17 protein-coding genes are annotated in these 18,199 nt (G+C 39.3%); 12 read left to right on the forward strand and 5 right to left on the reverse strand.

The features are described from left to right. The first annotated feature begins 1 nt into the window (after position 1). The 5 genes from RBH88_RS01055 to dgoD are packed head-to-tail and all read left to right on the forward strand — an operon-like array spanning position 2 to position 4,965. On the forward strand, positions 2 to 1,276 hold the full coding sequence (locus tag RBH88_RS01055; RefSeq protein ID WP_213691944.1) for a TRAP transporter large permease: 1,275 nt from the start codon (positions 2 to 4) through the stop codon (positions 1,274 to 1,276). A 24-nt stretch (positions 1,277 to 1,300) separates the two neighbouring features. After that, complete coding sequence (locus RBH88_RS01060) at positions 1,301 to 2,089, forward strand: IclR family transcriptional regulator (RefSeq protein WP_213691943.1); 789 nt, start codon at positions 1,301 to 1,303, stop codon at positions 2,087 to 2,089. Continuing rightward, the gene (eda, locus tag RBH88_RS01065) at positions 2,089 to 2,751 is read left to right on the forward strand and encodes a bifunctional 4-hydroxy-2-oxoglutarate aldolase/2-dehydro-3-deoxy-phosphogluconate aldolase (protein ID WP_213691942.1); all 663 of its coding nucleotides are present in this window, start codon (positions 2,089 to 2,091) and stop codon (positions 2,749 to 2,751) included. The genes RBH88_RS01060 and eda overlap by 1 nt, the downstream gene beginning before the upstream one ends. Before the next feature lie 18 nt (positions 2,752 to 2,769). Continuing rightward, on the forward strand, positions 2,770 to 3,798 hold the full coding sequence (locus tag RBH88_RS01070) for a sugar kinase (protein ID WP_213691941.1): 1,029 nt from the start codon (positions 2,770 to 2,772) through the stop codon (positions 3,796 to 3,798). A 15-nt stretch (positions 3,799 to 3,813) separates the two neighbouring features. Further along, positions 3,814 to 4,965 carry a galactonate dehydratase gene (gene dgoD / locus RBH88_RS01075; protein WP_213701815.1) on the forward strand — a complete coding sequence of 384 codons (1,152 nt, stop codon included), beginning with the start codon at positions 3,814 to 3,816 and terminating at the stop codon, positions 4,963 to 4,965. 67 nt (positions 4,966 to 5,032) lie between these two features. Here dgoD and RBH88_RS01080 read toward each other — a convergent pair whose 3' ends face one another. The 5 genes from RBH88_RS01080 to RBH88_RS01100 all read right to left on the reverse strand — a co-directional run bounded on the left by RBH88_RS01080 (position 5,033) and on the right by RBH88_RS01100 (position 10,731). Continuing rightward, positions 5,033 to 5,833 carry a MetQ/NlpA family ABC transporter substrate-binding protein gene (locus RBH88_RS01080; RefSeq protein ID WP_307879787.1) on the reverse strand — a complete coding sequence of 267 codons (801 nt, stop codon included), beginning with the start codon at positions 5,831 to 5,833 and terminating at the stop codon, positions 5,033 to 5,035. Between the two features lie 59 nt (positions 5,834 to 5,892). After that, entirely contained in the window at positions 5,893 to 6,555 is a 663-nt protein-coding gene (locus tag RBH88_RS01085; protein WP_213699287.1) for a methionine ABC transporter permease, read from the reverse strand. Then, positions 6,548 to 7,561, reverse strand: a complete 1,014-nt coding sequence (locus RBH88_RS01090) for a methionine ABC transporter ATP-binding protein (RefSeq protein ID WP_213701812.1) — start codon at positions 7,559 to 7,561, stop codon at positions 6,548 to 6,550. The genes RBH88_RS01085 and RBH88_RS01090 overlap by 8 nt, the downstream gene beginning before the upstream one ends. Before the next feature lie 413 nt (positions 7,562 to 7,974). Next, positions 7,975 to 9,357, reverse strand: a complete 1,383-nt coding sequence (locus RBH88_RS01095) for an aspartate aminotransferase family protein (RefSeq protein ID WP_307879788.1) — start codon at positions 9,355 to 9,357, stop codon at positions 7,975 to 7,977. A gap of 186 nt (positions 9,358 to 9,543) precedes the next feature. Further along, a complete protein-coding gene (locus RBH88_RS01100) occupies positions 9,544 to 10,731 on the reverse strand; it encodes a hypothetical protein (RefSeq protein ID WP_213692162.1) in 1,188 nt (395 codons plus the stop codon). Between the two features lie 695 nt (positions 10,732 to 11,426). Here RBH88_RS01100 and RBH88_RS01105 point away from each other — a divergent pair. The 7 genes from RBH88_RS01105 (at position 11,427) to RBH88_RS01135 (ending at position 18,165) form a co-directional block, all read left to right on the forward strand. Continuing rightward, the gene (locus RBH88_RS01105) at positions 11,427 to 12,419 is read left to right on the forward strand and encodes a GntR family transcriptional regulator (RefSeq protein WP_213695578.1); all 993 of its coding nucleotides are present in this window, start codon (positions 11,427 to 11,429) and stop codon (positions 12,417 to 12,419) included. A gap of 51 nt (positions 12,420 to 12,470) precedes the next feature. After that, positions 12,471 to 13,490, forward strand: a complete 1,020-nt coding sequence (locus RBH88_RS01110) for a DctP family TRAP transporter solute-binding subunit (RefSeq protein WP_213691009.1) — start codon at positions 12,471 to 12,473, stop codon at positions 13,488 to 13,490. Between the two features lie 80 nt (positions 13,491 to 13,570). Beyond that, positions 13,571 to 14,050 carry a TRAP transporter small permease gene (locus tag RBH88_RS01115; RefSeq protein WP_213691010.1) on the forward strand — a complete coding sequence of 160 codons (480 nt, stop codon included), beginning with the start codon at positions 13,571 to 13,573 and terminating at the stop codon, positions 14,048 to 14,050. Positions 14,051 to 14,063: 13 nt separating this feature from the next. Further along, a complete protein-coding gene (locus RBH88_RS01120) occupies positions 14,064 to 15,344 on the forward strand; it encodes a TRAP transporter large permease (protein ID WP_213691011.1) in 1,281 nt (426 codons plus the stop codon). Positions 15,345 to 15,368: 24 nt separating this feature from the next. Beyond that, complete coding sequence (locus tag RBH88_RS01125) at positions 15,369 to 16,181, forward strand: sugar phosphate isomerase/epimerase (RefSeq protein WP_213691012.1); 813 nt, start codon at positions 15,369 to 15,371, stop codon at positions 16,179 to 16,181. 20 nt (positions 16,182 to 16,201) lie between these two features. Beyond that, positions 16,202 to 17,275: a butyrate kinase gene (gene buk / locus RBH88_RS01130; protein WP_213691013.1), complete on the forward strand. Its 1,074-nt coding sequence runs from the start codon at positions 16,202 to 16,204 to the stop codon at positions 17,273 to 17,275. Beyond that, positions 17,272 to 18,165: a phosphate acyltransferase gene (locus RBH88_RS01135; protein ID WP_213695577.1), complete on the forward strand. Its 894-nt coding sequence runs from the start codon at positions 17,272 to 17,274 to the stop codon at positions 18,163 to 18,165. The genes buk and RBH88_RS01135 overlap by 4 nt, the downstream gene beginning before the upstream one ends. The last annotated feature ends 34 nt before the right edge of the window (positions 18,166 to 18,199 follow it).

Consider the following 18,199-nt stretch of genomic DNA (forward strand, 5'->3'; position numbering starts at 1 on the left):
TATGGTTGTATTGTTAGCTTTTCTTGGTTCGTTATTAGGATTTACTATTGTTGGTGTTCCCATTGGTTTTGGAATAGGACTTTCTGCGTTGGTACTTATGTTTGTAACGGGAACAGTTGAGCCTATGGTTCTCGCGCGCAGAATGATTACTGGAGTAGATGTGTACACCCTTTTGGCTATTCCTTTCTTTATGCTTGCAGGGGAGATTATGAACAAGGCTGGATTAGTTCATGATATTTTGCTTTTTGCCAATGCCCTTGTTGGTCGAGTTAAAGGGGGCCTTGCCTATGTCAATGTTGTGGCAAGTATGCTTTTTGCTGGCATAAGCGGTTCTGCTGTTGCCGATACTGCGGCTTTGGGATCTCTGGAAATTCCCATGATGGAAAAAGGCGGATATGACAGAAATTTTTCAACAGCCATTACTGCTGCCTCTTCTGTCATAGGTCCTATTATTCCACCGAGTGTTCCCATGATTATTTTGGGATCTATAGCTCAAATTTCTATTGCAAAACTTTTTCTTGGTGGTGCCATTCCAGGACTTCTTATCGGTATTGCCCTTTTAACTGTTTCTTATTTTGTTGCCCGTAAAAATAATTACCCAGTAAGTGAAAAGGTAGGGTTCCGAGATTTCCTAAAAGTTTTCAGAAAGACCATATGGGCGTTGATTCTTCCCCTTATTATTTTAGGGGGGATTTTGGGGGGAATATTTACAGCAACGGAGGCGGGAGCTGTTGCCGTCGTTTATGCTGTTGTCGTATCATATTTCCAATACAACGTAAAATGGTCTGCTTATCCGGAAATATTGAAAAGAGCTTCTTTGAATACTGGTGTCGTTATGTTGGTTTGTGCTTCAGCTATGGCTTTAACATGGTTTCTTGCTGTAGCGCAAGTTCCTCAACTTCTTACGAATATAATAATGAATATCACAGAAAACAAGTTGGCATTTTTGCTCATCCTTAACATCCTTCTCTTCCTTGTTGGCATGGTTATCGATTTAACACCTGCATTGTTCCTTCTTGTTCCTATCCTTTTGCCGGTGTGCAGAAGTTATGGAATTGACGATATTCACTTTGGTGTCATTATGGTTACTAATTTATGCGTAGGACTTATAACTCCTCCAGTCGGAACGGTTCTTTATGTAACAAACTCCATTTCAAAAGTATCTTTAGGAGCATTGGTGCGGTCTCTTCTCCCTATGTATATTGCCCTTTTTGCCGTTGTGTTGTTGGTGACGTATGTGCCTCAGATTGTTCTGTGGCTTCCCTCTCTGATGTAAGTGAGAGATAAAGGGGTGATGTAAATGTCTGAAAAAAACAGGGTACAGGTTCTTCAGAAAGCAATAGCCGTTTTAGAAGACCTATCAGATCGACGAGAACCAGTAGGATTGACAGAAGTAGCAAAAGCGACAGAGCTTTCTAAAACCACAGCTTATCGCATTCTTTCAACTTTTGTAGAGAGTAATATCCTTATGAAGGATATTCATGGGCGCTACCAGATCGGGCCTGCTGTAGTGAAGTGGGCTGCGACTTATAACAGACGATCGGGATTGCTTGAAATGTCTCGTGATGTTTTAGAAATCATGAGGGACTATTCAGGGGAAACAATCCATCTTTTCGTTTTTGAAAATGGGAGAGCCTATTATCTCGAAAAACTTGAAAGTCCAAGTCCATTGGTTATGCGGTCTAAGGTTGGAGCGGAGCTTCCTCTGTATAGTACAGCAGGAGGAAAAGCTATTCTTTCAGCCTTACCTCTTGAGCGTATAGAATCGTATCTCAAAAAAACTGTTTTAATAGAGCGAACGACAAATACTATCACCGATCCTGAAGAGTTAATTCAGCAACTTAAAATATATAAAACACGTGGATATAGTGAAGAAAATCAGGAGAATGAAGAGGGAATTCGTTGTGTTGCGGTTCCTATTGTTGATAGTAATGGTTTCCCTCTGGGAGCAGTGAGTGTGTCTGCACCGGCATATCGTTTTGATGATAAAAAGGCCGTAGTTTTAGGCCGTAAACTGGCACAAGAGACAGCGAAAATATCTCTTCGTATCAATCGGCGTCATTTAGAAACTATTAAGGAGGGATTCTAATGACATGTATTAAAAAGTATGAGGTCCTTTCGGCAGTAGAGGAACAGGGAATAGTAGGAATTATACGCACAGAAAATATAGAAAAAGGCATCGCAATGGCTGATGCCATGTTTGATGGAGGATTAAAGGTCGTTGAAGTTTCTATGACCTTTCAGGGCGCTTTGGATATAATGCGCACGACAGCTGAACGACATAAAGGAAAAGATCGCTTTGTGGGGGCAGGAACTGTTGTAGACGAGGCGACTGCCAGAATGTGCATTGTTAGCGGGTCTGAGTTTGTTGTTTCTCAAAGCCTTCACGATGATGTTGTTCGGACATGTAATAGATATGGTTTGCCTTGTATGCCTGGCATTGGAACGGTTTCAGAATTAATGCATGCCATGGAGCTTGGTGTAGATGTTGTCAAGGCTTTCCCTGGAAGTGTCTTGGGGCCACAGTTCATTAAGGCTGTTCACGGCCCGGTTCCTTATGCCAATATTATGCCAGTGGGAGGCGTGTCTCTCGATAATATGAAAGATTGGTTTAAGGCCGGAGCATTTGCTGTCGGGTTGGGAAGTGCTTTGACTAAACCCTCTGGAACTGATGGCGGTTACGATGCTGTACGAGAGACTACCGAAAAAGTTTTAGAGGAAATAGCTAGGATCAGAGCGAGTTTAAAGTAAGAGGAAGGGTGAGTTTTTATGGCTAAGTTTGTTACTTTTGGGGAAATAATGATGAGGTTAACGCCTCCTGATCATGAAAAAATTCTGCAGACACCTAAGTTCGTAGCAACTTTTGGAGGCGCAGAGGCCAATGTTGCTGTCGCTTTATCCAACTATGGTGAGGATGCTGCCTTTGTAACAGCTGTTCCAGATAACCCCATCGGAGAGGGCGTTATTCACGAACTACGTGGCTTTGGTGTAGAGACTTGCTTTATTCGTAAAAGCGGAGATCGCCTTGGAATATATTTCACAGAAACTGGCTCGTGTATGCGTCCCTCAAAAGTTATTTATGACCGAGCGCACTCTGCTATCGCAGAAGTAAAACCTGGCGATTTTAATTGGGACACTATTCTGGAAGGAACCAAGTGGTTCCACGTAACAGGTATTACTCCTGCTATTGCTGAAGGAACAGCCGATGTGACCCTTGAGGCACTCAAAAAATGTAAGGAGAAGGGGATTACAGTTTCTTGCGATTTGAATTATCGTAAAAAGCTGTGGAAATGGGGCAAGAAGCCTATAGAAGTTATGCCTGAACTCATGAAGTATGTAGATGTAGTAATTGCCAACGAAGAAGATTGCCAGAAGTGTTTAGGCATAGAGGCAGACGTAGATGTAACTTCCGGATCCCTTGATGTCGATAAATATAGAGTTCTAAGTCAGAAAATGTTGCAGCAGTTTCCCAGCGTTAAATATCTTGCCGTAAGCTTGCGCGAGAGCGTTAGTGCTGATTGGAATAACTGGTCAGCTATCTTGGCTGAGCCAGGAGAAGTGCATGTGAGTAAAAAGTATGAAATTCGCCATATCGTAGATCGTATAGGCGGAGGAGATTCCTTTGGCTCAGGCCTGATTTACGGGCTCAATCACTTTGAGACTCCACAAGAAGCGCTGGAGTTTGCAGTAGCAGCTTCGGCATTGAAACATACTATTTATGGAGATTTCAACAGAGTATCAGTACAGGATGTTATGACGCTTGCTGGGGGAGATGCCAGCGGGCGAGTTCAACGTTAATAAACGGAGAGAATAATGAGTAAAATCGCACGCCTTGAACTGTTCAAAGTTCCACCACGTTGGCTCTTTTTGAAGATTACCACAGATGATGGTGTTGTTGGCTGGGGAGAACCTGTCGTAGAAGGTCGAGCCTCAACAGTGGCTGCAGCCGTTCGGGAGATGGAAGAATATCTTGTGGGGCGGGATCCTACGGAAATAGAAGACCTCTGGCAAGTGCTCTATCGGGGAGGGTTTTATAGAGGTGGGCCTGTTCTTATGAGTGCTATTTCTGGAATAGAACAAGCACTATGGGATATTACCGGAAAAATATATGGGCTGCCCGTCTATAAAATGTTAGGTGGTGCTGTGCGCCAAAAAATTCGTGTCTATTCATGGATTGGCGGAGACAGACCATCAGATGTGGCAGCTGAGGCCCGGGAAAAGTATCAGGCAGGAATGACAGCCATAAAAATGAACGCGACAGAAGAGATGGGCTGGATAGATTCTTATAAAAAGGTAGACGATGTTCTGGCTAGAGTTCAGGCTATACGAGACGTTCTTGGCGAGAAAATCGACATAGCTCTTGATTTTCACGGTCGTGTTCACAAGGCTATGGCCAGAATATTAATGAAAGAGCTTGAGCCTTATCGACTTATGTTTGTGGAAGAGCCGGTACTTATAGAGAATAGAGAGGCATTTTTGGAATTACGTCGCCATGCAACGATGCCTATTGCTACGGGAGAGAGAAATTTTGGGCGATGGGATTTTAAAACTCTTATAACAGATGGAGCAGTGGATATTATACAACCTGATTTAAGCCATGCTGGCGGAATCTGGGAAGTCCGTAAGATTGCTGCAATGGCAGAGGCGTATGATGTTGCTCTGGCTCCTCATTGTCCGTTGGGCCCCATTGCATTGGCAGCGTGCTTACAAGTGGATTTCTGCACGCCGAATGCTGTTATTCAGGAACAGAGCTTAAGCATTCATTATAATGTGGGAGCTGATTTGCTCGATTATCTTGAAAACCCAGCTCTCTTTGAGTATGAGAATGGATATGTAAAACTTCTTACGGCTCCAGGTTTGGGAATAGAGATTAACGAAGATGTTGTTCGAAAACGAGCTGACGAGGCTCTCGCTTGGAAAAATCCGATCTGGAGACTTGAAGACGGTACTATTGCCGAATGGTAAATTTATATTAACTATGTTGTATTTGCAGAGCGAGGCACCCATTTGAGGCACCTCGCTCTTTTCTCTTTTAGAAAGTTGGAACGACTCCGCCATTGTATTTTGAAAGAATAAATTCAGCGACTTTTTCCGAGCGTAGATATTTGATAAGAACCTCAAATTTTTTATCATTTTTGTGATCTTCCCGTACAGCTACTATATTAACGTAAGGAGATTCGCTCCCCTCTATTAGAAGTGCGTCTTTTGTCGGATTGAGACCGGCCTCCAGAGCATAATTACCATTAATGATAGCTCCATCTACGTCAGGAAGAACTCGTGGAAGCTGTGCTGCCTCTATGGCTTTGAAACGAAGTTTCTTGCTGTTTTCAACAATGTCGAGTTCAGTAGCTTCTAAGCCTGCTTTATCAGAGAGCTTAATAAGCCCGTGTGACTGAAGAAGCAGCAATGCTCTCCCCCCGTTTACGCTGTCGCTGGGTATGGCGATAAGTGCTTTTTCTTTAAGATTTTCAATAGCTTTTATTTTTTCTGAATAGAGCCCTAAGGGTTCTACGTGTACTGCCCCAATTGAAGCCAGTTTAGTTCCATGAGAGGCATTAAAACTTTCGAGATAAGGTAGATGCTGATAAAAGTTAGCGTCGATCTCTCCGTCATCAAGAGCGAGGTTGGGCTTTACATAATCAGTAAATTCGATGATTTCAAGCTTTATCCCTTCTTTTGCAATATCATCTTTAATAACATTCAATATTTCCGCATGGGGAAGGGGTGTTGCTCCGATTTTAATAACTTCCTCTGCAGATACGGCTGTAGGTGCGAGAGTTACGCATAAAGAAAAGAGTACTGTTAAAAGAAGAATACCAATATGTTTTTTCACGTTCCATTCCTCCATTTTGTATGTTGTTATAAAATTTTTTGCGCGCGCAGTTTGCTGATCTAGCGATGACGGGCTACATGTTGGGCTATTTTATTGCCTGCTCCCTGAATCACTTGAACCAGCAGAATAATTACTATGACAGCTGCCACAAGTACATCTGTTTGAAAGCGGTGGAATCCGTAACGAATGGCCAGATCGCCCAGCCCGCCGCCTCCAATAGCACCAGCCATGGCCGAATAGCCGATGATATTGATAATAGTAAGAGTTTCTCCCAGTATGAGAGAGGGAAGAGCTTCGGGTATCATAACTTTTAAAATAATATCCTTAGGATGAGTCCCCATAGAAACCGCTGCTTCTACAAGTCCTTTTTCAACTTCTTTTAGAGAGCTTTCCACAACTCGTCCAACAAAAGGCGCAGCTCCTATTGAAAGAGGAACAATAGATGCTGTTGTTCCAATGGTGGTTCCCACAATAATTCGAGAGAGTGGAAAGAGAACAATCATAAGAATAATGAATGGGAATGAACGACATATGTTTACGATGCTGTCGAGGGTGCGATAAATAGTTTCATTCTCTAATAATCCTCCTTTTTCGGTGACAACAAGGGCTACCCCTAAGGGGAAACCTAATAGAGTGGCAAAAAGAGTAGAGAAGAGAACCATGTAAATTGTTTCTAATGTTGGAGAAGCAATAAGGTGTGTAAGAGCTAAAATTTTATCCATTCCAAACCACATCCACTTCTACACTTTTAGATTGAATGAAAGAGAGTGCGTTGTTAATTTCAGAGGGGGTTCCTGAAAGCTGAACAGTAAGATTTCCAATTCTGCTGCTATGCAGATGATCAATCTCTCCCGATAAAATATTGATTTCAACGCCGCTTTGTTTTATGGCTTGAGAGATAACGGGGTGATTTGCCGTCTCTCCATTGAAAGAGAAGGTCAAGACCGGTTTCCCAGCTTCATGAGGAAGTTTTTCATGATCGTATGTTGTGCGCGGAAGGTGACTTAAAAATTCCCGGGCAGTTTTAGACTGCGGCTTCATAAAGACATCTTTTACCGTTCCTAATTCCACAACTTCTCCCTGTTCTAATACGGCGACCCTATGGCAAATTTGACGAATGACGCCCATTTCGTGAGTAACGAGAACAATAGTTATGCCGAGCTTACGATTAATTTCATCAAGAAGGCTGAGTATGGATTGAGTCGTTTTGGGATCAAGAGCACTTGTTGCTTCATCGCAGAGTAAAACACTTGGATTGTTTGCTAATGCTCTGGCAATACCAACCCGTTGCTTTTGTCCCCCGCTGAGTTGCGATGGGTAGCTTTCTGCCTTGTCTGAAAGGTCAACAATGTCAAGCATTTCAGTTACTCTTTTAGAGATAGCATCAGAAGACCATTTTTCTATTTCAAGTGGAAATGCTACATTTTGAGAAACTGTACGTGATGTAAGCAAGTTGAAATGCTGAAAAATCATTCCTACATGACGTCGAAGTTTGCGGAGTTCAGGGGTTGAAAGACATGTAATATCAGTGCCTTCTATGAAGATATTTCCCGAACTGGGCTCTTCAAGTCTGTTAAGTGTGCGAAGTAATGTTGATTTTCCTGCCCCACTTAAACCGATAATGCCGAATATTTCTCCTTTTTGAATAGTGAGAGTTATATTGCGTAAAGCTTCAAAATCTCCTCTTTCAGAGCTATACGTCTTGTGTAGATTTTGGATGTTAATCAATAGATTCATCTCCTGTAATAATAGCGATAAAAGCATAAAAAAAACCGGAGCCTTCAATAAGAAGGCCCCGGCCTGAAAGTCAATCGACAGCAGCACTAAACTGCGTCGACCACGTCAGGAGGGCCGCCGCACATGCACATCATCATGCTATTCAAAACTGTTGCCGCTGCTGCTCTATTTTTTGCGTGCATGCTGGTTCCTCCTTGCTCTTAATATGGTGGTGCGCAGATTGTGGCATATGATATCTAAAAAAAGGTGTAGTGTCAACTGCTTAATAAACTCGTTGCTATATGTTTGATTAAACTAAAGAATATCCGCTCTCGTCGCGCTGATGTTAATTAAGCTTATTAGCTTGGATTTGTTTTGTTGCTTCCAATTACTTTATTTAAAGCGAAATCAACAATTTCACTTTATTACCAGCCCGTAAAAAATTCTAAAATATTATCTGGAACCTTGTTGCCTACTACGTCTTTTATAGCTTCTTCTATTATGGAAATACCGTGTCTTAACTGATCCGTTGGAATATTTAAAGGTGGTGCTATGCGCAATACGTTGCCATGTTTCCCAAAAGTTATGAGAATGAGTCCTTTTTCCCAAGCTCTCCAACATATTTTTTGTGCGGTTGCTTTATCAGGGTCTTTGGTTCCTGGTTTGACAATATCTATCCCAATTAAAAAACCTTTACCGCGAACATCTCCAATTAACGGGTAACGTTTTTGCATGTTAATGAATTGAGCCAGTACTTTATTTCCTAAATTACTGGCACGTTCTGGTAGCTTCTCATCTTCTACTACATTGAGAGTAGCTATAGCGGCCTCTGAATTTACTGCATGGCCTATATGTGTGAATACGAATAGAGGCTGAGGCACACTATCCATTATTTCACTTCTTCCAACAAGTGTAGAGATTGGAAACCCTCCACCAATTGCTTTTGCGGTAACAAGCATGTCCGGTTCTACATTAAAAAGTTCAGTAGCCCATAATTTCCCAGTCCTTCCTGTCCCTACTTGTACTTCTTCGTCGACGTAGAGAATATCGAATGCTTCTGCTAGTTCTTTGAGTTCTTTAAGAAAATTTTGAGGAGGGATAATAGCGCCAGCATCGCCTTGAATTGGCTCAACAATTATGCATGCTGGTTTTTCTTTTAAATTGACTATTTTTTGTTCGATTGATTCTAGTATTGTTTTAGTTAACTTTTCTGGGTGTTCATATCCATCAATTCCAAAAGAGTTTCTGTAGGGATCTGGAAATTCAACATACTCAACTTCGTTGACACCAACTTGCTTTTTAATATTAGGGTCTACTATTCCTGTTGCCGAAAGAGCGCCATATGTCATCCCATGGTAAGAATGTTTAAAGGCGATAATTGGTTTTCTACCAGTATAAGCTCGTGCTGCTTTAATAGCAGAGTCTACTCCGTCAGAGCCAGAAAATCCAAAAGTTACCTTTTTTGAAAATTTCCCGGGAGTAATTTCTACAAGTTTTTTAGCAAGTTCTATAGGGGGTTTCTCATAAAAATAAGCGATAGTATAGTTTAAAACTTTATCCATTTGCTTTTTTGCTGCGGCTACTACTTTGGGATGTCTATGCCCTATATTATAAACAGCAGCGCTTGTTAAAAAGTCTATAAATTCATTTCCATCGGCGTCTTTAACAATTGAACCAGATGCTTCTGTTATAGCAAGAGGATAATATTTAAGGGCACAAGCTTGCGGTATGTAAAGTTTTTCTTGCTTGACTATTTCCAAATTAGCATCCAATTTTTTGTTGGTATATTTTTTTATTTTTTCCCACATGGCTTTTAATCAATACCTCCTTATATTTCTAATAAAATATAAAAGTATACAATTTATAGGAATATGAAAGTAGGGCTTGGGAGTGTTGCGAAAAACTTGGGTAAGAAAGATTAGTATTTGAGAAAAATCGGGTGGAAAATAGCGGAATGACTGAAAAATACAGAAGGGAGTTTTTCTAGATAGTTTTTAAATAGCTTGTTTTTGAAATGTATCTTCATCAGAAAGGTGGCTTTTACCTGGATATTTATCTTTTTTTATAATTTTGTATAGCCCAACGGTAATTAAGGGAATAATAAAAGAAGCAATTAAACCATATGACATTAGTGTGTAACCTTTAGCAATAAGGTCAATTATGCCAATTTTAGACAAGAAAACTGATCCAATTAAGTAGGCAGTAGTGATAATGGCTTTTTGTGATCGTGAAAGAGATTGTTTATTGTTTTCTAAAAGTTGCTTATCGAGTCTGTCTATAACAGCGTTCATTATACCTACAGCTGTGGCTACCAGTGTCCAACCGCATACGATAGAAAATAACACAACTACCCATGATCCAACATTTTGCATCATTGCTAGCCATGGAACTGGGGCTCCAAAAACTTCTTTTGAAGGATAATATGCCATCAAAGCGAAATAAGTGAGTAGCCATGGAATAATGACCATACAACCTGCTATTAATCCTGACCATAATGCTTCTTTTCGCTTCTTTTGTCTACGTAAAACAAAGAAACATGTTGTTAAGGTTAATGAATTGTAACCTACATACAGAAGCCCAACCCAAAATAAAGCTAGAACATTGATGTTGGTTCCTGGCTTTAAGAAGTGAGTATCTGCTTCTGCAAACACTCGAATAATGTTATCTGTGCGCCCAGAAATAGCTAAAAATGCAAATATTATGTAGCTTATATATAAGAGTAACCCGCCCCAGACTTCTACCTTTTCAATAAATGATTGACCAAAAAATATTACTATTGCAGCCAGTATTACAATAAGGATGACGCCAGCATAGTAGGGGAGCCCAATTGTTTCTTGTAAAATATTTCCTGTTGCAGAAGACATGACAGATAAAATCAGCAGAGAGAGAATAAAATATATAATATCAAATACAATAGTTAGTGGACCTGCATAAATTTTGAGATGAGATCTGTAGTCATATACTCTGTATAAACGAGCAATTTCAAAAGATAACATAGATAGAACAGCAAACCCGATGGCGATTGCTACACCGACTATCCATCCTTTTGCTCCATAGATACCACCAAATTGGAGAATTTCTCGTCCAGTTGCAAATCCTCCGCCAATCATGACAGACATAAGCACAAATCCTGGATTGAAATAAGTTTTAAAGAATCCAGCTTTCTCCTTGTCTTGTTTCATATTGCAATCCTCCTTAAAAATTGAACGTGTTTTGAAAAATGTTTGTGGCAATATTTAACTTTTTAAAAACGCGACAAGAGCGGATTTTTGAATTAATAAAACAAGGAGACTTTTTCTTGGAGCTCATGCAAAACGATTGTCAAGGTGCGAAATAGAAACACGTAAATCAAATAATTCTTAATTTATCATATATATTAAATAATAAATAAAAAGTAGGTATTTTATAAATAAAAATAACTATAAATTTAAATAAAATATTTATAATTCAAATTATTTTATACTTTTTAACATATGAATATAAAAATATCAAGCGATATTCGTGGGTAGTGAAGGATTCGATAAAAATATCTTATTTATTCTGAATAAAAGCGTGTGAGATAAAAATTTTTGATAAAAACAAAATTTAGTAAAAAGGCTTTTCTATTATTTATATAAGTTATCTTTGCAAAGAAATTGAAATCATGAAAATAGTAAAAGATATATAAAATATATAAGTAAAAGGCAGGGGAACTGTTTGTTTTTATAGACAGTTTCCCTGCCTTTTTTGATAAAGACCCAAATATCAGCTTCGTTATAATTCGTTTTAAGGAGAAAAACCAAAGTTTTAACGTAATGACTCTTGTTGTCTTTTAACTGTCATAGTGGTATGATACAGCATGACAAAGACAGGCTTCCAGAAAAGGGTGGAGATTAGAGTGAATTTATTATTAGACGCTAATAGTGATATCCCGTTAAACCAGCAGATAAAAGTTCAATTGAGATATTTAATCCTTAGCGGAGAATTAGCTCCTGGTATGCAAATTCCCAGTGTAAGAGAGCTTGCTTCTTTTTTGAAAACAAATCGCAACACTGTTGCTAAGGCTTATAAAGAATTAGGGGAAGAAGGGTATCTTGATATTAGGCAGGCTTCAGGAACTTATGTGGCACAAACTCTTGATATTCCGCCTCGTAAAGATACAAAAAAGTTTGTTTCTGTTTTAAAAAAAGCCATGCAACAGTCGTTGGAATTAGGTTTTAGCGCTGAAGAGTTTGTGAACATGGCTCAAATGATTATGTTGAAAGGAAAAAAGAATAGCTCTAACGTAAAGGCTCTTTTTGTCGAGTGTAATTCTTTTGCCTTGGAGCAATATGTAAAAGATCTTGCGGAGGCTCTTTCAATTTCTGTTGAAGGAGTCCTTTTAGATGATCTTGAACAAGGAAAGGTAAGTAAACAGTTTTTACATTCCTTTGATTTTGTTGTTACCACAGCAGGACACTACCCCAGAGTTTTAGAGCTCATTGGAGACGAATTAAATATATACGGAATTAATATAGGTCCTTATCTAAAAGTTTTGGAGCAGCTGCTTTCATGCCCCAGAGACGCGAGAATCGGGATTGTCTGCATGTCTTCGCGTAGTGGAAGTGAAGGATTGAAACAGGTTTTGTTTAATTTAGGAGTGAGAAGCGATTCCATTATTGAGGCAGATGCGACTGAAGATGAAATTTATAAGATTGCTCAAGATGTGGATATCATAGTTGCCTCTAAATTTGCTCTCAAAGCTAATAAAGAAACTTTTGAAAAGATCAATAAGAAAGTTATCGAATATGAAAACGTTTTATCGGAAGCCTCTATAGAAATTTTGAGAAAAGTTATAGAAAAGATCCTCTCTAAAAAAGCCATTTCTGTTGATTACGTTTCTAACGAATGATGGATGCAATTTTTATCTTGTTGATTCACATATAAAAGGAGGAAATGGATTATGAATGGTAGCAGTCGTCGCAACAGATTTCGCGTGTCTTTAGTTATTTTATCTTGCATTATGGCAGTGGGTCTTGTTTTTGGCGGTTCTGGTATATGTGAAGCTAAGGCCAAATATGTTTTAAAGGTTGGGCACGTATTTACGTCGTCGCATCCGTGGCAGAAAGCATTGGAAGGAATGGCTTCTGATGTTGCTGAAGCAACGAATGGAGAAGTAGAAATAAGGGTTTTCCCCTCATCTCAGCTTGGTGGAGACCGTGACATGGCAGAAGGACTTCAAATGGGATCAATCGAGATGGCTCTTATCGGAACTGGTGCATTGCAGTCTCTCGATAAAGTTATGATAGTTGAAGAACTTCCATATGCTTGGGTAAAAAGAGAAAATGCATATAAAGCCTTGGATGGAGAATTAGGTGAAATTTTAAAAGATCGTATGAAGAGCAAAGGTATTATTGGGCTAAGTTTCTGGGCAAGTGGCTATCGTCATATTACCAACAATGTAAGACCAATAAATACAGTTGATGATTTAAAAGGTTTGAAACTTCGTGTTCCAGAAGCAGAGATGAGAATAGATACATTTAAAGAATTAGGAACATTACCTACCCCCCTAGCATTTTCCGAAGTTTTCACAGCTTTACAGCAGAGAGTCGTTGATGGTCAGGAAAATCCTCTCGCAACAATTTATTCCTCCAAGTTTTTTGAAGTTCAAAAATATCTTTGTATTTCCAGACATATTTGGGGTTCCGCTTTCTTAGCTATAAGTGAGAAGACTTGGAATAATCTTCCAGAAGAATATAGAACTATCATCTCTGACAAAGCGGAAGTATGGAAAGAAAAAGAGCGCCAGATGATCGTTGATTCGGAGAAAAGCATCCTTGAAGATCTGAAAGCAAAAGGGATGGTTGTTACTGAACCTGAACTCGGTATTTTTAAAGAGAAAGTAGCACCTGTATGGACAAAATACGAAAGTGTCTTTGGTAAAGATATTATTGATGTAGTGCGCAAATATTCCAACCTTTAAATTCCATATTTGAAATTGTTTTGCTAATAGAATCTGCGGGATGGTTAACAACCATCCCGCAGTGCCCAGAGGTGAAAGCATTGTATCAGTTATTTAAGAAAAAACTAATGTCTTTGTTGAAATTTGCTGTTTGTTCGCTTCTTTTTCTTATGACAGCGGATGTGTTTACCGGGGTCATATTCAGATATGTCTTAAAAAAGCCACTTGTGTGGGTAGATGAATTAGCTCTTATTAGTGCTGTATGGCTGGCCCTGTTAGGAGCTAGCGTTGTATATGAAGATAATCAGCATCTTTGTGTAGATTTTCTTATGGAGAGACTATCAGAGCGAGGGAAGGTCCGCTTAGAGTTAATAATAAATATATTAATTATGCCTCTTTTTGTGGTTATGCTTAGAGGTGGGTTAGCTTTAATAGGAACTACATATACATCTATTACCCCCGGTTTAAAGGTGAGTGTAGCAATAGAGTATTTACCTGCATTTATAGGTGGTTCGTTACTTTTGTTATTTAACGTAGAGAAAATAATTAATAACATTAAAACATTATCTTTAGGAAAGTAAGGAGGGGTGTTCCATGGTTATTGTTTTGCTAGGTGCTTTATTTGTTCTTATTGGTCTTGGTGTTCCTATTGCCTTTTCTATAGGACTTTCATCACTGCTCTATCTGACGTTGTGTGGTTACCCCTCTTTTCTTGTTGCACAGAGAACTGTACAGGGCATTTATAGTTATCCTTTTTTAGCGTTGCCGTTCTTTGTCTTTGCTGGAATGTTAATGGATTCCGGTGGAATAACTGAAAGATTAATGAAGCTCGCAAGTGCTTTGGTTGGGCATTTTAAGGGTGGTTTGGCAGCTGTTACTGTAACTGCAAGTGTACTTTTTGGTGCATTGTCTGGATCTGGTGTAGGGGATACAGCGGCAATTGGCTCTATTATGATTCCTGCCATGAAGAAAAAGGGGTACGATGCGTCTTTCGCTGCAGCCCTAATGGGGTGTTCCGGAGTGTTGGCATCATTGATTCCTCCAAGTCTTACTACCGTTATTATAGGTGCTGTAGGTGGAATTTCTATTGGCGGGCTTCTCTTAGGTGGACTTGTTCCTGGACTTCTCACGGCTTTCTCTTTAATAGCGGTGTCAACAATTATTTCTATTAAAAAGGGATACGGTGGAGAAAAGAAAGCTACATTTCAAGAACTTTGTTTAGCGATTAAGGGGAGTCTTATCCCAATGATGGCTCCTGTAATTATTTTGGGAGGAATACTTACTGGAGTTTTTACAGTAACAGAAGCAGCTGTCGTAGCAGTAGTTTACTCTCTTTTTGTTGCTTTGTTTGTATATCGGGAAGTCTCTATTAAAGATTTACCAGATGTTGCTTTTAAAGCTGTGAAAATTTCTGTATCAATAATGATTATTGTTGGCTTAGCCTCTCTTTTCGGTTGGGTGTTAACCGCAGAACAGATTCCACTTATTTTAACGAAATTTTTTATAGCTATTTCTCCAAACAAATGGGTTTTCTTATTGATTATAAATTTGTTTGTTCTTCTCTTAGGAACATTTATGGAAACTACGGCAATAGTTATTATATTAATTCCTGTCCTTATGCCTGTAGTTGCTGCCTATGAACTCAATCCCATCTATTTTGGAATAGTTTTCTTGCTGAATACATGCGTTGGAGCAAATACACCTCCTTTAGGAGTAACCCTTATGACAGCGTCTAAAATCGCAGATGTTTCATTTACAAAGGCGTCTAGAGCAGTATGGCCTTTCCTTGGTGCTACTGTCGTAGCTTTGATTCTTACTGTTATATTCCCTGCACTCACCACCACGTTACCTGCGTTGGTCTTAGGAAGTCATTAGGGGAGAAAGGAGGATGGGCAGATAATGAAATTTGCGTACATGATTGCAACACCTGAAGTTAAAGGAAAACATATAACAGCGCTAAGAGGGGATTACGATAGTCTCTTTAAATTGTTGAAATCTCAAGGTTACGACGGAGTCGAATTTATGACAAAAAATCCATTTGAGGCAAACCTTGAATTGTTAGCTGAAAAAGCTGTGCAATATGAATTAGAAGTTCCTGTTATTTGTACTGGGGAAATGTACGGGGAGGATAAGTTGTCTTTTGCCGATCCTGATGACGAAGTACGTAAAGAGGCTGTGAGAAGAACTAAAAAACTAATGGAAATAGCCTCTGATTTGGGAGCTCATGTCAACGTTGGTCGGTTGCGAGGGCGCTTTTTAGAAAATATCCCCAAAGAAAAAACGTTACAGTGGGTTCAAGAGTGTTTATGCGAATGTGCTTCTGTGTCGAGAGATGCGCATCTGTTGATTGAACCCATATGTAAAGATTATGAAAATTTCATATTAACTACATCTGAAGGTGTTGATTTTCTTAAATTGTTGGGGGTAGCAAATGTTCGCCTCATGCTTGATTACATACATATGATTTCGGAAGATGAAGATATTCCTCATAGTATCGATATGGCAATGAGTTGGGTTGACCATGTACATGTCTGTGATTCAGACCGCTTACCTCTGGGATATGGTTCTTTTGACCTTTCTTCATTCTTTAATTTATTGGGAAAAGCGTCATATGATCGATTCGTATCAGTAGAATCCTTCCCTACTGATAATCCTGAAGAAGATGTAAGAAGTAGCATTGAGGCATTACATCGATTTGCTTCCATTGATTAAAAAGTAAAGGGTTGATATTCATGGCATTTAAGATTCTAGCCATTAATCCGGGATCTACTTCAACGAAAGTAGCAATTTATGAAGATCGCTCATGTCTATCAGAGGTTTCATATGAGCATGATCAAGAGATATTATCCCTGGGAATATGGGAGCAATATGGAGAAAGAAAACGAGTAATCATGAAAGCGCTTTCTGAGGCCGATATTCCCTTAAGTGAAATTAATGCAATAGCTGCACGTGGAGGGCGGGTACGGCCAGTTCCTTCTGGTGTGTATTCTGTGAATAATGCTCTTCTTGAAGATTCTAAAAGCAGCATTAATGGAGCACATGCATCTTCGCTTGCAGTCTTTTTAGGAGAAGATTTTGCAGAAGTTGCAAAGTGTCCTGTCTATATAGTTGATCCGGTTTCTGTAGATGAGATGGTACCTGAAGCAAGATATTCAGGTACCCCTCTCATTACGCGTAAAAGTTTAAGTCATGCTCTTAATTCTAAGGAAGTTGCACGTAAAGCTTCTTTGAAGTTGGGTATGAATTATGAGAACCTCAACCTTGTAGTTGCCCATTTAGGTGGTGGAACAACTATTAGTGCCCATAAAAATGGACGCATGATTGATGTTATTAATGATTTTGAAGGGAGCTTTACGCCTGAACGATCTGGAGGATTACCGACTTTAGATTTAGTTAGTCTTTGTTTTTCCGGAAAGTTTTCTAAAGATGAGGTAATGCGCATGATAGAGGGAGACGGTGGGTTTAAAGCATATTTGGGAACCAAAAACTTGAAGCAGATTGAAGAACAAATTTTAGCTGGGGATGAAAAAAGTTCCCTCTTGATGCAGGCATATCTTTATCAACTGACAAAGACTATTGGAAGTATTGTTGCCATTTTAAATTTCAAAGTCGATGCTTTATGTATTACTGGTGGAATTGCAAAGTCACAAAGAATTTGTTCTGCTTTAAGCGATAGATTTTCAAAAATGACGCAAGTTTTATTTTTTCCAGGATCCTTTGAAATGGAAGCATTAGCTTTGCGTGTTTTGAATGTTATGGAAGGCAAAGAGCGGGCTCGTGTTTATCCAGAAGGAGATTTTATATGATGGCCCAGTTTGCAGATTTTGAAACAAAAGCATTGCACCAAAACAAAGAGAATGTTGTAGCGGTACCTTGTCCGTATGACATAGAGATTTTAAAAGCATTGGATAGGGCTCAAAAAAAAGGTATCTGCAACGGTCTTCTTTTAGGTGATACCACTCTAATTGCTAAATATTTGAGAGCATCGGAACTAAAAGAAAGCGATTTTGCTACTTTTGACATAAAAGATGAGCAGGATTCTGTTGATGAAGCCTTTAAAAAGCTTGTTTCTAATGACGTTCAGATTGTAATGAAAGGGATTGTTCACACAAATACTTTTATGCATTGTTTGTTGAAAAAGAAGAAAGAGCTTCTCTCGAGTTCTCTTGTTACTCATGTCGTTGCTTTTGAAATACCGACTCGTGGGTTACTTTTTGTATCGGACCCAAGCATTTTGATTGAGCCAACTGTTGAGCAGAAACAGATCACTATTCAAAATGCAATATTATTATTGCAACGTCTTGGAGTGGAAGAGCCCAAAATAGCAATTATATCGAGTGTCGAGACTCCGACTCAAACAATATCATCTTCATGGGATGCTCAAATTCTCTCTGATAGCTTCCGTTCAAGTCAAACTATGGCATTAGTGGATGGCCCATTAGCTGTTGATAATGCTTTTTCACTGGAAGCAAAGGAAAAGAAAAACATAAAAAGTGATGTGGCAGGACGGGCAGATGTATTTATAGTTCCATCTCTTGATGCAGGGAATATCTTTTGTAAAGGCTTAACATATATCGCTGGTTTCCCTTCTGCTGGAATACTTGCCGGTACAACTAAGCCAGTTATCCTTACTTCAAGGTCCGCAGGGGCTGAAGAGCGCTATCATTCACTCCTTTTAGCTCTTGCCATGCTTTAAATAGTGAATTTACGTTGTAGTTATATTTTAAGGG

The sequence above is a fragment of the Aminobacterium sp. MB27-C1 genome, from assembly GCF_030908405.1.
Classification (GTDB): Bacteria; Synergistota; Synergistia; order Synergistales; family Aminobacteriaceae; genus Aminobacterium.

Coding starts and splice junctions, on each gene's coding strand:
- dgoD (WP_213701815.1), top strand. CDS start 3,814: ATGAGTAAAATCGCACGCCTTGAACTGTTCAAAGTTCCACCACGTTGG.
- RBH88_RS01125 (WP_213691012.1), top strand. CDS start 15,369: ATGAAATTTGCGTACATGATTGCAACACCTGAAGTTAAAGGAAAACAT.
- RBH88_RS01135 (WP_213695577.1), top strand. CDS start 17,272: ATGATGGCCCAGTTTGCAGATTTTGAAACAAAAGCATTGCACCAAAAC.
- RBH88_RS01095 (WP_307879788.1), bottom strand. CDS start 9,357: ATGTGGGAAAAAATAAAAAAATATACCAACAAAAAATTGGATGCTAAT.
- eda (WP_213691942.1), top strand. CDS start 2,089: ATGACATGTATTAAAAAGTATGAGGTCCTTTCGGCAGTAGAGGAACAG.
- RBH88_RS01085 (WP_213699287.1), bottom strand. CDS start 6,555: ATGGATAAAATTTTAGCTCTTACACACCTTATTGCTTCTCCAACATTA.
- RBH88_RS01100 (WP_213692162.1), bottom strand. CDS start 10,731: ATGAAACAAGACAAGGAGAAAGCTGGATTCTTTAAAACTTATTTCAAT.
- RBH88_RS01120 (WP_213691011.1), top strand. CDS start 14,064: ATGGTTATTGTTTTGCTAGGTGCTTTATTTGTTCTTATTGGTCTTGGT.
- RBH88_RS01055 (WP_213691944.1), top strand. CDS start 2: ATGGTTGTATTGTTAGCTTTTCTTGGTTCGTTATTAGGATTTACTATT.
- RBH88_RS01060 (WP_213691943.1), top strand. CDS start 1,301: ATGTCTGAAAAAAACAGGGTACAGGTTCTTCAGAAAGCAATAGCCGTT.
- RBH88_RS01110 (WP_213691009.1), top strand. CDS start 12,471: ATGAATGGTAGCAGTCGTCGCAACAGATTTCGCGTGTCTTTAGTTATT.
- RBH88_RS01070 (WP_213691941.1), top strand. CDS start 2,770: ATGGCTAAGTTTGTTACTTTTGGGGAAATAATGATGAGGTTAACGCCT.
- buk (WP_213691013.1), top strand. CDS start 16,202: ATGGCATTTAAGATTCTAGCCATTAATCCGGGATCTACTTCAACGAAA.